This window comes from Thiobacillus sp., assembly GCF_024708915.1.
Genome location: NZ_JANJXQ010000037.1, coordinates 1 through 14209, shown reverse-complemented (window position 1 = coordinate 14209; position 14209 = coordinate 1). Strand labels below are relative to the sequence as shown.

Sequence of the window (14209 nt, the reverse complement as noted above, 5' to 3'; positions counted from 1 at the left end):
CAGCTCGACGCCGCCACCCGGCGCAACCTGGAGCTCACCGAAACGCTGCGCGGCGAAGCGGCGCCCACCCTGCTGTCGGTGCTCGACACCACCGCCACCGGCATGGGAACGCGATTGCTCAGGCACTGGCTGCACCACCCGCTGCGCGACCGTGAAATACTGATGCGGCGGCGCGACGCCATCGGCGTGCTGAGCGGGCTGCCGGAAGCCGCCGTTTCCCTCAGCCGGCTGCTGAAAGGCTGCGCCGACGTCGAACGCATCGGCGGCCGCATCGCGCTGAAGAACGCGCGCCCGCGCGACCTCTCCGGCCTGCGCGACAGCCTCGCCCTGCTGCCCGGTCTCGCCGCCGCGCTGCCCGACGACCAGGCGCGCCTGTCGGCGCTGCAGGCGGCGCTGGCCGCCCGCCCCGACCTGCATGCCCTGCTCGCCCGCGCCATCCAGCCGGAGCCCGCCAGCGTGCTGCGCGAAGGCGGCGTGATTGCCGATGGCTACGACGCCGAGCTCGACGAGCTGCGCGCGCTGACGCGCGACGCCGGTGCCTTCCTGCTGGAACTGGAAAAACGCGAACGCGAACGCTCGGGGATCGGCACCCTCAAGGTCGAATACAACAAGGTGCACGGCTTTTACATCGAAGTCAGCCGCGCGCAATCGGACAAGGTTCCCGACGACTACCGCCGCCGCCAGACGCTGAAAAACGCCGAGCGCTACATCACGCCGGAACTGAAAGCCTTCGAGGACAAGGCGCTGTCGGCACAGGACCGCGCGCTGGCACGCGAAAAGGCGCTGTTCGACGCGCTGCTGGAATCGCTGGCGCCGCACGTGCCGGACCTGCTGGCGATTGCCGCGGCGCTCGCCGAGGTCGACGTGCTGGCGAGCCAGGCCGAGCGCGCCGGCACGCTCAGGCTGTGCGCGCCCGAGTACAGCAGCGAACCCGGCATCGTCATCCGCGGCGGCCGTCATCCGGTGGTCGAGGCGCAGGTCGACCACTTCATCCCCAACGACGCCGCGCTCAACCGCAGCCGCCAGATGCTGCTGATCACCGGCCCCAACATGGGCGGCAAATCGACCTACATGCGGCAGGTGGCGCTGGTGACGCTGCTGGCCTGCTGCGGCCTGTGGGTGCCCGCCAGCTCGGCGAAGATCGGCGACATCGACCAGATCTTCACCCGCATCGGCGCGTCCGACGATCTCGCCGGCGGGCGTTCGACCTTCATGGTCGAGATGACCGAGACCGCGCACATCCTGCACAACGCCAGCGCCAGCAGCCTGGTGCTGCTGGACGAGATCGGCCGCGGCACCTCCACCTTCGACGGTCTGGCGCTGGCGTGGGCGGTGGCGCGCCATCTGGTCGCCGCCACCCGCGCCTTCACCCTGTTCGCCACCCATTATTTCGAGCTGACCCAGCTCGCCAACGAATTCAAGCAGCTCGTCAACGTGCATCTCGACGCCAAGGAACACGGCGCCGGTCTGGTGTTCCTGCACGCGGTCGAGGAAGGCCCGGCCTCGCAGAGCTACGGCATCCAGGTCGCGCGGCTGGCCGGCGTGCCGAGCCCGGTGATCCACGCGGCGCGGCGCCACCTGCGCGAACTCGAAGACGCGCAGCTGCAGCCCGGCCCGCAGGGCGATCTGTTCGCCGCCCATCTGCCCAACGACGCACCGCCGCCGCACCCCGCGCTCGATCAGCTGCGCGAGCTCGATCCCGATACGCTCACGCCGAAGGCGGCGCTGGACATGCTTTATGCGCTGAAGGCGCTGATGTGACGAGTGACGGTGCGTGCAACGATGGACAGGCATCCGCGAAGGACGCGAAGGGACGCGAAAAAAAAACAGGAAGATTTCCTGGCGTTCCTTCGCGTTCTTCGCGGATGAAAAACGCTTTCAAGTCGTGAAGACCCTGCGCCTCGATACCGCCGAACTCGGCCTCGACTTCAACGCCGCGCTGAAGCTGGCGACCGCCATCGCGCAGCAGCAGCTGGGCGACGACGCCATGTTGTTGAGCTGGTACGACCGCGAACGCGATCTCGAATCGCCGGCGGGGGTGAGCGAATGCCACGAAGGCTGCGCCACCAAGGGTTCGTGGGACTATGCGCTGAACCGTGGCGCGCGGCTGGCGGTGGAGTTCGATTCCGGGCGCTTCTTTTTCTGTTTTCTTTAGGCGTCAGGCGCCACGACTCGAACCGTCTGCCCGAGGCAGCTCACCGTCTGGCCCGCCCGGATTTTCGCCGTCTTGCGGCTCTCCGGCTGGCCGTCGACCGTCGCGTCGCCATTGGCGATCATCAGCTTGCCCTGGCCGCCGCTGTCGGCGATGCCGGCGAGTTTGAGCAGGTCGCACAGCGCGACGTGTTCGCCGCGCAAGGTGAATTCAATCGTGGCCATGTCGCCTACGCCCCGCGCCGCCGCCACAGATAGCGGTAGACGAATCCCGGGTAGGCAAACACCACGAACAGTGCGGCGTTGATCGCGTAGAACTCCCAGTTCTGCTTGTGGACGTCGCCGAGCTTGCCTTCCAGCAGCAGCGCGATGCCGCCGACCACGAAGAACAGTACGATCAGTTCCAGCAGTTGCCAGGAAAAGGCCTTGCTGCCGGACTTGGGCTGGACGACGAAAAAAATACGCCTGGCAAGAAACGGCAGGTTGGCCCCGACGAAGGCCAGAATCAGCAGTAGAGAAGTGGAAAAATTCACGATGGTTCCGAAAACGGGCGATGCCGGAGCACAGACCTGCTCCGGCGTGATTTAGTTCAGAAAGACGCGCCGATGGCGGTCACGCATATCGCCATCAGCGGTTGCGGCAGGATGCCGAGCGCCAGCACGGCCAGGCCGTTGGCCGACATGATGAGACGGGCATCGGGGCTGGCAACGATCGGCGCGGTATCGCGCGGCGCGTCGAAATACATCAGCTTGACGACGCGCAGGTAGTAGAACGCGCCGATCAGCGAGAACAGGACGGCCACCACAGCCAGCCACACGTAGCCGATTTCAACGACCGCCTGCAGCACGGCGAGCTTGGCATAGAAGCCCACCGCGGGCGGAATGCCGGCCATCGAGAACATCAGCATCAGCATCAGGAAAGCCAGCCACGGGCTGCGGCGGTTGAGTCCCTTGAAATCGTCGAGCTGGTCGGCCTCGAAGCCGGCACGCGACAGCAGCAGGATCATGCCGAAGCCGCCCAGGCTCATCAGCGCGTACACCAGCACGTAGAACATCGCGCTGCCGTAGCCGCTCTGCGAGCCCGCCAGGATGCCGAGCAGCATGAACCCCATGTGCGAGATCGTCGAATAAGCAAACATGCGCTTGAGGTTGCTCTGCGCGATGGCGGCGATGTTGCCCACGGCCATCGACAGCACCGCCAGGATCACCAGCATGTCGCGCCATTCCGCCACCTGCGACTCCAGTCCCTGGCCGAGGATGCGCACCGTGAAGGCGAATGCGGCGATCTTGGGCGCGGAGCCGATGAACAGCGTCATTGCGGTCGGTGCACCGTGATAGACGTCGGGTACCCACATGTGGAACGGCACCGCGCCGAGCTTGAACGCCAGACCGGCGACGATGAAGACGATGCCGAATACCAGCGGAATGCGCAGGTCGGTGCCGTCGGAAAGCCTCTGCGCCATGTCGCCCAGCGCCAGCGAGCCGGTGACGCCGTAGACCATCGACATGCCGTAGAGCAGCATGCCCGACGCCAGCGCGCCGAGCACGAAATATTTCATCGCCGCCTCGGTCGCCATGCTGGAATCGCGCTGCAGCGCGACCATGGCGTACAGCGACAAGGACAGCAGTTCGAGGCCGAGATACAGGGTGAGGAAATGGCTGGCCGACACCATCACCATCATGCCCAGCAGCGCGAACAACGACAGCACGAAGAACTCGCCCTTGTAGAGTCCACGCTCGCGCAGATAGTCGCGCGAATACACCAGCACCGCCGCGACGGTCAGGTAGAGAAACAGCTTCAGCACGTCGGCCAGCGCGTCGTCGATGAAGAGGCCGCCGAGCGCCAGCACCGGCATGGTCGAGAAATCGCGCACGGTGAGGAAAGCCGCACCCGCCAGCGTGACGAGCGACAGCACATAGGCGATGGTGCGCTTGCCGTCATCGACCGCGGCATCGACCAGCAGGATCAGCGAGACCATCGCCAGCACGAAGATCTCGGGCAGCGCGGGCGCAAATTGAATGAGGAAATCGCGCATTTCGGAACCTTAAGGCAGTTTGCTTTGGGCGACGTGCGCCAACAGGTCGATCACCGACACGTGCATCACATCGGTGAAAGGCTTGGGATACAGGCCCATGCCCAATACGCAGACGGCGAGCACGCCCAGCAGCAGGATTTCGCGTGCATCGATGTCGCGCATCGCCTCGACCTTCGGGTTGGTGACATTGCCGAACACCACCCGCTTGTACATCCACAGCGTGTAGGCCGCGCCGGTGATCAGCGTGGTGGCGGCGATGAGGGCATACCAGAAGTTGACCTGAGTGGCCGCCATGATGACCATGAACTCGCCGACGAAACCGCTGGTGGCAGGCAGCCCCGCATTGGCCATGGCGAACAGCATGAAGAAGGCGGCAAATACCGGCATCCTGCTGGCCAGGCCGCCGTAGTCCTTGATCTGGCGCGAATGCAGGCGGTCGTACATCACCCCGATGCAGAGGAACAGCGCCGCCGACACGAAGCCGTGCGAGATCATCTGCACCAACCCGCCTTCCCAGCCGAGCGGGTTGAACATGAAGAAGCCGAGGGTGACGAAGCCCATGTGCGCAATCGACGAATAGGCAATGAGCTTTTTCATGTCGGCCTGCACCAGCGCGACCAGGCCGATATAGACGACCGCGATCAGCGACAGCATGATGACGAACCAGGCGAGCTCGTGGCTGGCGTCCGGCAGGATCGGCAGGATGAAGCGCAGGAAGCCGTAGGCGCCGACCTTCAGCGTGATCGCTGCCAGCACCACCGAGCCGCCGGTGGGCGCCTCGACGTGGGCGTCGGGCAGCCAGGTATGCACCGGCCACATCGGCACCTTGACCCCGAACGCCAGCAGGAAGGCGAAGAACATCAGCGTCTGCGCCGTCATCCCGAGCGTGGTGTCGTGCCAGGTCTGGATGTCGAAGCTGCCGCCCGACTGGAAGTAGAGGTAGATGAACGACACCAGCATCAGCAGCGAGCCGAGCAGGGTGTAGAGGAAGAACTTGATCGCGGCATACACGCGGTTCGGCCCGCCCCATACGCCGATGATCAGATACAGCGGGATCAGCATGCCTTCGAAGAAGACATAGAACAGGATGCCGTCGAGCGCCGCGAACACACCGTTGATGAGGCCGGACATGATGAGGAAGGCCGCCATGTACTGCGCCACCTTGTCCTCGATCACCCGCCAGCCGGCGATAACCACCAGCACCGTGATGAAGCTGTTCAACAGGATCAGCGGCATCGAAATGCCGTCGACGCCGAGGTGGTAGAAGGCGTTGATCGCGGGAATCCATTCCCGCTTTTCGACGAACTGCATCGCCGAGGTGCCGCTGTCGAATCCGCTGACCAGCGGAAACGCCACGATCAGTCCCAGCAGCGCACCGGCCAGCGCGATCCAGCGCGCCAGCGGCGCGTTGCGATCGGAACCCGTGGCAAGCACCACCACCCCGGCCAGAATCGGCACCCAGATGACGAGAGAAAGTATCGACTGTCCGAACATGGCGTTGTTGGTTTAATTAAGCCGCGCGAACCAGGTCACCAGGGCGAACACCCCGATCAGCATGGCAAACGCGTAGTGATAGATGTAACCGGACTGGAAGGCCTTGACCAGGCGCGAGAAGCGTTCGACCAGGTGCGCCGAGCCGTTGACGAAGAAACCGTCGATCACGTTCTGGTCGCCGCGCCGCCACAGCCCGCCGCCGAGCGTGCGCGCACCCTTGGCGAACAGCCAGCTGTAGAGTTCGTCGAACCAGTATTTGTTGAGCAGCATCCGATACAGGAACTTGAAGCGCTGCGCAATGGCCGCCGGGATATCCGGGCGCTTGAGGTAGAAGAATGCCGCCAGCCCTACCCCCGCCGCCGCCAGCCAGAATGGCAGCGTCACCACTGCGTGCAGTCCCATCGCCAGCGCGCCATGAAAATGCTGGTTGAGCTCGTGCATCACCGGGTGGCGGTCGGCGACGTAGATCGCACTGCCGAAAAAGTCGCCGTACAGCATCGGTTCGATGGTCATGTAGCCGATCGCCAGCGAGGGCAGCGCCAGTGCGAGCAAGGGCCCGGTGATCACCCACGGGGTTTCGTGCGGCGTCCCGCCATGATGCGCGGCATGCTGCGCGTCGGGTTCGTTGCCGTGGGCGTGGCCCTGTCGGAAACGCTCCTTGCCGTGGAACACCAGGAAATACATGCGGAAGGAATAGAAGGCGGTAACGAACACGCCGATCAGCACCGCCCAGTAGGCAAAGCCGGCCACCGGCAGGTTCGACAGCTTGGCCGCTTCGATGATGGTTTCCTTGGAATAGAAGCCCGACAGGAAAGGCGTGCCGATCAGCGCCAGCGATCCGATCAGCGAAGTGATCCAGGTGATCGGCATGTATTTCTTCAGGCCGCCCATGTAGCGGATGTCCTGATTGTGGTGCATGGCGATGATCACCGAACCGGCGGCGAGGAACAGCAGCGCCTTGAAGAAGGCATGCGTCATCAGGTGGAACACCGCCACCGAATAGGCCGAAGCGCCGAGCGCCACCGTCATGTAGCCGAGTTGCGACAGCGTCGAATAGGCGATCACGCGCTTGATGTCGTTCTGCACGATGCCGAGCAAGCCCATGAACAGCGCAGTGATGGCGCCGATCACCATGATGAAGGAAAGCGCCACGTCGGACAGTTCGTACAGCGGCGACATGCGCGCGACCATGAAGATGCCGGCGGTCACCATGGTCGCGGCGTGGATCAGCGCGGAAATCGGCGTCGGACCTTCCATCGAGTCGGGCAGCCAGACGTGCAGCGGAAACTGCGCCGACTTGCCCATCGCGCCGATGAACAGCAGGATGCCGATCACCGTCATCAGGCTCCACGGCGTGTCGAACCAGATCGCGATGGTTTCGTTGGCCAGCGACGGCGCTTTGGCGAACACCGTGGCGTAGTCGAGCGAACCGAAATGCGCCAGCACCAGGCCGATGCCGAGGATGAAGCCGAAGTCGCCGACGCGGTTGACCAGGAAGGCCTTGAGGTTGGCGTAGATCGCCGTTTCCTTGGTGTACCAGAAGCCGATCAGCAGATAGGACACCAGGCCGACCGCTTCCCAGCCGAAGAACAGCTGCAGGAAGTTGTTGCTCATCACCAGCATCAGCATCGAGAAGGTGAACAGCGAAATGTAGCTGAAGAAGCGCTGGTAGCCCGGATCGTCGTGCATGTAGCCGATGGTGTAGATATGCACCATCAGCGAGACGAAGGTGACGACCAGCATCATCAGCGCGGTGAGCGAATCGATCAGGAAGCCGACCTCGAAGCGCAGGTCGCCCAGCACCATCCAGGTGTAGACCGTGCCGTTGAAGGTGTGCCCGGCAAGCACGTCCTGAAACACCAGCACCGAGGCGATCAGCGACACCGTAACGCCGGCAATGGTGACGACATGGGCACCGGTGCGGCCGACCCATTTGCCGAACAGGCCGGCGACGATCGCGCCGAACAGCGGCGCCAGCGGCACGATCAGGTAGAGCGTCTGCATGTCCATCCGATCAGCCTTTCAGTTGGTCGAGGTCATCGACGTTGATCGTGTGCAGGTTGCGGAACAGCAGCACCAGGATCGCCAGGCCGATGGCCGATTCGGCCGCGGCGACAGTGAGGATGAAGAAGACGAAGATCTGGCCGTGGATGTCGCCCAGGTAATGCGAAAACGCAATGAAGTTCATGTTCACCGCCAGCAGCATCAACTCGATCGCCATCAGCAGAATGATGACGTTCTTGCGGTTGAGGAAGATGCCCAGCACGCTGATGGCGAACAGAATGCCTCCCAGCACCAGGTAATGCGACAAGGAAATCATTGCGCCGCTCCAGCGTTGCCGTAAGGCGTCAGGCGTGAGGGGTGAGGCGGAACGGGCTCGCAGCGCAGCGGACGATTCATGGTATTCACTCCTCACCCCCCACACCTGACGCCTCACGCTTCACCACGTCCATTTTCACGATGCGCAGACGGTCGCTGCGCTTGACCTTCGACTGCGCGGCGGGATCGATGTACTTGCTGTCCTTGCGGCGACGCAGCGTCAGCGCAATCGCGGCAACGATCGCCACCAGCAGAATCACCGCGGCAAGCTCGAATGCATAGACATAGTCGGTGTACAGCAGCCGCCCGAGTTCCTTGGTATTGCTGTAATCGGCGGGATGCGGCGCCGGCGTGCCCATCACCTCCAGGCCGAAATGGCGGCTGCCCAGTATCAGCGCCATTTCGATCACCAGCAGCACCGAGACGAAACCGGCGAGCGGCAGGTAATCCCAGAAGCCCTCGCGCAGCTTGTCGAGGTTGATGTCGAGCATCATCACCACGAACAGGAACAGCACCATCACCGCACCGACGTAGACCAGCACCAGGGTGATGGCGAGGAACTCGGCTTCCAGCAGCATCCACAACCCGGCTGCGGTAAAAAACGCCAGCACCAGAAACAGCGCTGCATGCACCGGGTTGCGCGCGGTAACGACGCGCATTCCGGCAAACACCAGGATGGCGGCGAAAAAATAAAAGATCGCGGTCGTGTAAGTCATATCGATTGGTCAGCGGAATTTCGCATCGGCCGCGCGGTCTTTCGCGATCTGTTCCTCATGCTGGTCGCCGATGGCAAGCAGCATGGACTTGGTATAAATGAGGTCGCCGCGTTTCTCGCCATGGTATTCGAGAATGCGGGTTTCGACGATGGAATCGACCGGGCAGGATTCCTCGCAGAAGCCACAGAAGATGCACTTGGTGAGGTCGATATCGTAGCGCGTAGTGCGGCGTGTGCCGTCGGCGCGCTGTTCCGATTCGATGGTGATGGCAAGCGCCGGGCAGACCGCCTCGCACAGTTTGCAGGCAATGCAGCGCTCCTCGCCGTTGGGATAGCGGCGCAGCGCATGCAGGCCGCGAAAACGCGGCGACTGCGGCGTTTTCTCTTCGGGGAACTGCACCGTGATCTTGCGCGCGAACAGGTGCCGCCCGGTGAGCATCATGCCGCGCAGCAGTTCGATCAGGAGCAGGCTGCCGAAGAAGTTGGTGATCCGTTTCATGGCGCGCTCAATGGAAGAGATAACCATACGGTGTCTGCATCATGCCGCCGACGACGACGATCCAGACGAGGGTGATGGGAATGAACACTTTCCAGCCCAGACGCATGATCTGGTCGTAGCGATAACGCGGGAACGTGGCGCGGAACCACAGGAACAGGAACAGCACGAAGCCGGTTTTCAGCAGCCACCAGACGATGCCGTCGGGCAGGAAGGTCACCGGGGAGAGCCAGCCGCCGAGGAACATCAGCGTGGTGAGCGCCGAGATCAGGATCATGTTGGCGTATTCGGCGAGGAAGAACACCGCGAACGCCATGCCGGAATATTCGACGTGGAAGCCGGCGACGATTTCGGATTCGCCTTCGGCGACGTCGAACGGCGCGCGATTGGTCTCGGCGACGCCGGCAATCAGATAGACGACGAACAGGGGAAACAACGGCCAGATATACCACTGATGCAGCCCGCCCGACTGGCCCTGCACGATGTCGACAAGATTAAGCGACTGCGCCGCCATCAGCACGCCCACCAGTGCGAAGCCCATGGCGATTTCATACGATATGATCTGCGCTGCCGATCGCATCGCGCCGAGGAAGGCGTATTTGGAATTGGACGCCCAGCCCGCAATGATGACGCCGTAGACGCCCATCGAGGTGATCGCCATCACATACAGCAGGCCGGCGTTGATGTTGGCGAGCACCAGCGTATCGGTGAACGGGATCACTGCCCACGCCGCCAGCGCCGGCGCGATGACGAGAATCGGGCCGAGGATGAACAATCCCCGGCTGGCGCCGGAAGGAATGATGATTTCCTTCATCAGCAGTTTCACCGCATCGGCAATCGGCTGCAGCAGTCCCTGGAAACCGACGCGGTTGGGGCCGATGCGCACCTGCATCCAGCCGATGATTTTTCTTTCCGCGTAGGTGAGGTAGGCCACGCCCAGCATCAGCGGCACCACCAGCGCCAGAATCTTGACCAGCGTCCAGGCGACGGTTTGAATGGCGGCCCAGTCCACGCCCACGCTCTCCATCAGTCCGGCCTCCATCAGACCGGCTCCGCCGTGATCGGACCGAACATCGGCCCGAGCCCCGCCGTCAGCGGATGGCCGCTGGGAATACGCACGCAGGTATCGGGCAACAGGTCGTCGCGCTGCACTTTCAGGGTCAGCGCACTTGCGGTCTGGCGCACCGAGACGCGGCCGTTTTCTTCCAGCCCCAGCCTGGCGATCAGGCGGCTATGCATGCGCGCCACCGGCAGGGCCGCATCCAGCGTCATCTGCAGCGATGGCGAGCGGCGCACCACGGCGTCGGTTTGATAAATCGGCACCTCGGCAACACGTTCCAGCCCGCCGCCAAGCGGCGACGGCGCTACCGCCACACCGCTGACTTCATTGTTGAGGAAAGCCTGCACCGAGCCCGTGGGCGTTTCGCCCAGCGCGTCGCGCAGCACATCTTTCGAATCGTTGTGGTCGAAGCCGGCCAGCCCCAAGAGGTTACCCAGCACACGCAGCACCTTCCACGCCGGGCGCGTTTCGCCGAGCGGCTTCACCACCGCACTGAAGCTCTGAATCCTTCCTTCGGTGTTGACGAAGGTTCCCGAGGTCTCGGTCCACGGTGCAATCGGCAGCAGCACGTCGGCGTAGTCGAGCGATTTGCCCTTGTAGGGCGACATCACCACGACGAATTCCGCCGCATCGATGCTGGCCATCGCGGATACCGGGTCGTGGGTATCGAGCTCGGCTTCCACGCCCAGCAGCAGATAGGCACGCAACGGCTGGGCCAGCATCTGCTGGGCATTCAAGCCTTTGACGGCAGGCTGACCCAGTGCGCCGCACCCCGGAATCGCGCCGACCGCCACTGCGCCGACACTATTGGCCGCTTCGCCCAGCACGCCGAAACTGGCACCCGCGAGTCGGGATACTTCTTGTGCCAGCGCATGAATCTGCGAATAGCCGGGATGATGCTGTGCCATGTTGCCGAGGAACACGGCGCGGGTTTCGCCGCCCGACAGACTGTCGGCCATCTTGCGCGCGGTGTCGTCGGCCACGCCATGGGCTGCGATGTCCGGAACCGGCAGTGCCTTCAGCTCTGCCAGGGCACGGCACACGCCCGCCAGCGCCGTAGCAAGCTGCGACGGCGCGACGATGCGCTTGGCGTGCACCTTGCCGAGAAATTCGTCCTCGTGCGCGTTGATCATATTGAGCTGACCATGCCAACGAACCGACTCACGGATGCGATGCGCCATCAAGGGATGATCCTTGCGCAGGTTGGAGCCCACCACCAGCATGCGGTCGAGACGCGACATGTAGGTCACCGGCATGCCCAGCCAGAAGCCGCCGTGCGCCTTGTCGTCGAGCGAGAAATCCGACTGCCGCAGACGATGATCGACGTTGCCGCTGCCGAGGCCGCGCATCAGCTTCTGCAGCAGGAAAAGCTCTTCCGCCGGACGGTACGGCGTCGACAGCGCGCCGATCTGCCCGGCCGGGATCGCTTTCAGTTTGTCCGCGACGAATTCCAGCGCGGCCTGCCAGGTGGTTTCCACCCATTGCCCGCCCTGCTTGACCATCGGCTGGGGCAGACGCTCGGGCGTATTGAGGCCTTCATAGGAAAAACGGTCGCGGTCGGCCAGCCAGCATTCGTTGACGTCTTCGTTCTCGCGCGGCAGCACCCGCATCACCTTGTTGTCCTTGACGTGGACTTCGAGATTGGAACCCAGGCTGTCGTGCGGGCTGATCGAGGCACGGCGCGACAGCTCCCAGCTGCGGGCGGTGTAGCGGAAGGGTTTGCTGGTCAGCGCACCGACCGGGCACAGGTCGATGACGTTGCCCGACAGTTCGGATACCACCTGGTTTTCGAGAAACGGCATCACTTCGACATGCTCGCCGCGCCCCGGCATGCCGAGTTCCATCACGCCGGCGATTTCCTGGCCGAAGCGCACGCAGCGGCTGCAGTGGATGCAGCGCGTCATGTCGGTGGCGATGAGGGGGCCGAGATTCTTCTCGCGCACCACGCGCTTGATTTCCTGGTAGCGCGACGACGACCCGCCGTAGCCGACCGCCAGATCCTGCAGGGTACATTCGCCGCCCTGGTCGCAGATCGGGCAGTCGAGCGGATGGTTGATCAGCAGGAACTCCATCACGCTTTTTTGCGCATCGATCGCGTATTCCGAGCGCGTGTGCACTTTCATTCCGTCGGTCACCGGCGTGGCGCAGGCCGGCAGCGGCTTCGGCGCCTTCTCCACCTGGACCAGGCACATGCGGCAGTTGGCGGCGATCGAGAGCTTCTTGTGATAACAGAAATGCGGAATCGCGATGCCGGCCTGATTCGCCGCATCCATGATGGTATCGCCGCTTTCGACCTGCAGCGCGCGTCCGTCAATTTCGATATTGAGCGTAGCCATAGCCTTGATTATTCCGCCTATTCCGTTCCAGCCATGCAGCGCTTGTGCTCGATGTGGTGCTCGAACTCGTGGCCAAAATGTTTGAGGAAGCTTTGCACCGGCATCGCCGCCGCGTCGCCCAGCGCGCAGATCGTATGGCCGCCTATGTGCCCCGCCACGCTGTTGAGCAGGTCCATGTCTTCCGGCCGTCCCTGGCCGTGTTCGATGCGGTGGATCACCCGGTACATCCAGCCGGTGCCCTCGCGGCACGGCGTGCACTGGCCGCACGATTCCTCGAAATAGAAATACGACAGCCGCTCCAGCGCGCGCACCATGCACACGGTTTCGTCCATCACGATGACCGCGCCCGATCCCAGCATGGAGCCCGCCTTGGAGATGGAATCGAAATCCATGGTGCAATCCATCATGATGCCGGCCGGCAGCACCGGCGCCGACGATCCGCCCGGGATCACCGCCTTCAATTGGTGGCCGTTGCGCACCCCGCCCGCCATCTGCAGCAGCTCGGAAAACGGCGTGCCGAGCGGCACTTCGTAATTGCCGGGTTTGTTGACGTGCCCCGAAACCGAGAACAGCTTGGCGCCGCCGTTGTTGGGTTTGCCCAGTTCCAGGAAGGCCTGGCCGCCGTGCTGCATGATCCACGGCACCGAGGCGAGCGTCTCGGTATTGTTGATGGTGGTCGGCTTGCCGTACAGGCCGAAGCTGGCCGGAAATGGCGGCTTGAAGCGCGGCTGGCCTTTTTTCCCTTCGATCGATTCCAGCAGCGCGGTTTCCTCGCCGCAGATGTAGGCGCCGTAGCCGTGGTGCGCATGCAACTGGAAGCAGAAATCGGTGCCGAACAGATGGTCGCCGAGATAGCCGGCCTCGCGCGCTTCCTTCAACGCGCGCTCGAAGATGTCGTAGATCTCGAAGATTTCGCCATGGATGTAGTTGTAGCCCACGCGCGCGCCGAGCACGTAGCCGGCGATCGCCATGCCTTCGATCAGCTGGTGCGGGTTGTAGCGCAGGATGTCGCGATCCTTGAAAGTGCCCGGCTCGCCCTCGTCGCTGTTGCAGACGATGTACTTGTCGCCCGGAAACGCGCGCGGCATGAAGCTCCACTTCAGCCCGGTGGGAAAGCCTGCGCCGCCACGGCCGCGCAGCGCGCTGGTCTTGAGCTCGGCGATGATGGCGTCACCCGGCATCTGCTCGGTCACCACGCGGCGCAGCGCCTGATAACCGCCATTGGCGACATAGGTCGCGAGCGATGCCGGGTTGTCGAGCGCCTGGGTCCAACTGCAGACCTGGGGGGTAGGGGCGAGCAGACTCATTTCAGCTTGTCCAGCAACTCGTCGATCTTCTCGGGAGTCAGGTGCGTGTGCATCGCATGGTTATTGTGCAGGCACATCGGCGCATCGCCGCACGCCCCCATGCATTCGCCCTCTTTCAGGGTGAAGCGGCCGTCCTCGGTGGTTTCGCCAAAGCCGATGCCGAGCTTCTGCCTGAGATGCTCGGCAATCTCGTTCGCCCCCATCAGCGCGCACGGCAGATTGGTGCACACGGTGATCTTGTGGCGCCCCACCGGCTGGGTGTCGTACATGTTGTAAAACGTGGCGACCTCGTATGC

14 protein-coding genes are annotated in these 14209 nt (G+C 63.5%); 2 read left to right on the top strand and 12 right to left on the bottom strand.

Annotated features, from left to right (window positions below):
• Together mutS and Q0L94_RS03005 are read left to right on the top strand one after the other, a co-directional pair.
• The coding region (mutS, locus tag Q0L94_RS03010; protein WP_296749957.1) for a DNA mismatch repair protein MutS at positions 1–1761 on the top strand (1761 nt) is incomplete at its 5' end.
• A gap of 124 nt (positions 1762–1885) precedes the next feature.
• Positions 1886–2155 carry an AF1514 family protein gene (locus tag Q0L94_RS03005; RefSeq protein ID WP_296749956.1) on the top strand — a complete coding sequence of 90 codons (270 nt, stop codon included), beginning with the start codon at positions 1886–1888 and terminating at the stop codon, positions 2153–2155.
• Here Q0L94_RS03005 and Q0L94_RS03000 read toward each other — a convergent pair.
• The 12 genes from Q0L94_RS03000 to Q0L94_RS02945 form a co-directional block, all read right to left on the bottom strand.
• Complete coding sequence (locus Q0L94_RS03000) at positions 2152–2376, bottom strand: RNA-binding S4 domain-containing protein (protein ID WP_296749955.1); 225 nt, start codon at positions 2374–2376, stop codon at positions 2152–2154. The two genes, Q0L94_RS03005 and Q0L94_RS03000, sit on opposite strands and share 4 nt — an antisense overlap.
• Positions 2377–2381: 5 nt before the next feature.
• Positions 2382–2684, bottom strand: coding sequence for a DUF2818 family protein (locus tag Q0L94_RS02995; RefSeq protein WP_296749954.1), 303 nt, complete (start codon positions 2682–2684; stop codon positions 2382–2384).
• A gap of 56 nt (positions 2685–2740) precedes the next feature.
• On the bottom strand, positions 2741–4186 hold the full coding sequence (gene nuoN / locus Q0L94_RS02990; protein WP_296749953.1) for an NADH-quinone oxidoreductase subunit NuoN: 1446 nt from the start codon (positions 4184–4186) through the stop codon (positions 2741–2743).
• A 9-nt stretch (positions 4187–4195) separates the two neighbouring features.
• Entirely contained in the window at positions 4196–5680 is a 1485-nt protein-coding gene (locus tag Q0L94_RS02985) for an NADH-quinone oxidoreductase subunit M (protein WP_296749952.1), read from the bottom strand.
• 12 nt (positions 5681–5692) lie between these two features.
• Positions 5693–7690: an NADH-quinone oxidoreductase subunit L gene (nuoL, locus tag Q0L94_RS02980; protein ID WP_296749950.1), complete on the bottom strand. Its 1998-nt coding sequence runs from the start codon at positions 7688–7690 to the stop codon at positions 5693–5695.
• 4 nt (positions 7691–7694) lie between these two features.
• A complete protein-coding gene (gene nuoK / locus Q0L94_RS02975; RefSeq protein ID WP_018077360.1) occupies positions 7695–8000 on the bottom strand; it encodes an NADH-quinone oxidoreductase subunit NuoK in 306 nt (101 codons plus the stop codon).
• Positions 8001–8085: 85 nt separating this feature from the next.
• Positions 8086–8715 (bottom strand): NADH-quinone oxidoreductase subunit J, encoded by a 630-nt coding sequence (locus tag Q0L94_RS02970; RefSeq protein WP_296749948.1) that lies wholly within the window; start codon positions 8713–8715, stop codon positions 8086–8088.
• 9 nt (positions 8716–8724) lie between these two features.
• On the bottom strand, positions 8725–9213 hold the full coding sequence (nuoI, locus tag Q0L94_RS02965; protein ID WP_296749946.1) for an NADH-quinone oxidoreductase subunit NuoI: 489 nt from the start codon (positions 9211–9213) through the stop codon (positions 8725–8727).
• 7 nt (positions 9214–9220) lie between these two features.
• Positions 9221–10252: an NADH-quinone oxidoreductase subunit NuoH gene (nuoH, locus tag Q0L94_RS02960; RefSeq protein WP_296749944.1), complete on the bottom strand. Its 1032-nt coding sequence runs from the start codon at positions 10250–10252 to the stop codon at positions 9221–9223.
• Positions 10252–12606, bottom strand: a complete 2355-nt coding sequence (gene nuoG / locus Q0L94_RS02955) for an NADH-quinone oxidoreductase subunit NuoG (protein WP_296749942.1) — start codon at positions 12604–12606, stop codon at positions 10252–10254. Before nuoG ends, nuoH begins: the two co-directional genes overlap by 1 nt.
• Before the next feature lie 17 nt (positions 12607–12623).
• Entirely contained in the window at positions 12624–13913 is a 1290-nt protein-coding gene (gene nuoF / locus Q0L94_RS02950) for an NADH-quinone oxidoreductase subunit NuoF (RefSeq protein ID WP_296749940.1), read from the bottom strand.
• The coding region (locus Q0L94_RS02945) for an NAD(P)H-dependent oxidoreductase subunit E (RefSeq protein WP_296749939.1) at positions 13910–14209 on the bottom strand (300 nt) is incomplete at its 5' end. The genes nuoF and Q0L94_RS02945, both read right to left, overlap by 4 nt.

What these genes read in the sequence shown, in the direction of transcription:
- Q0L94_RS02970 (WP_296749948.1), bottom strand. Translation starts at nt 8,715, where the DNA reads ATGACTTACACGACCGCGATCTTTTATTTTTTCGCCGCCATCCTGGTG.
- nuoL (WP_296749950.1), bottom strand. Translation starts at nt 7,690, where the DNA reads ATGGACATGCAGACGCTCTACCTGATCGTGCCGCTGGCGCCGCTGTTC.
- nuoF (WP_296749940.1), bottom strand. Translation starts at nt 13,913, where the DNA reads ATGAGTCTGCTCGCCCCTACCCCCCAGGTCTGCAGTTGGACCCAGGCG.
- nuoH (WP_296749944.1), bottom strand. Translation starts at nt 10,252, where the DNA reads ATGGAGGCCGGACTGATGGAGAGCGTGGGCGTGGACTGGGCCGCCATT.
- nuoN (WP_296749953.1), bottom strand. Translation starts at nt 4,186, where the DNA reads ATGCGCGATTTCCTCATTCAATTTGCGCCCGCGCTGCCCGAGATCTTC.
- nuoG (WP_296749942.1), bottom strand. Translation starts at nt 12,606, where the DNA reads ATGGCTACGCTCAATATCGAAATTGACGGACGCGCGCTGCAGGTCGAA.
- nuoI (WP_296749946.1), bottom strand. Translation starts at nt 9,213, where the DNA reads ATGAAACGGATCACCAACTTCTTCGGCAGCCTGCTCCTGATCGAACTG.
- Q0L94_RS03000 (WP_296749955.1), bottom strand. Translation starts at nt 2,376, where the DNA reads ATGGCCACGATTGAATTCACCTTGCGCGGCGAACACGTCGCGCTGTGC.
- nuoK (WP_018077360.1), bottom strand. Translation starts at nt 8,000, where the DNA reads ATGATTTCCTTGTCGCATTACCTGGTGCTGGGAGGCATTCTGTTCGCC.
- Q0L94_RS02985 (WP_296749952.1), bottom strand. Translation starts at nt 5,680, where the DNA reads ATGTTCGGACAGTCGATACTTTCTCTCGTCATCTGGGTGCCGATTCTG.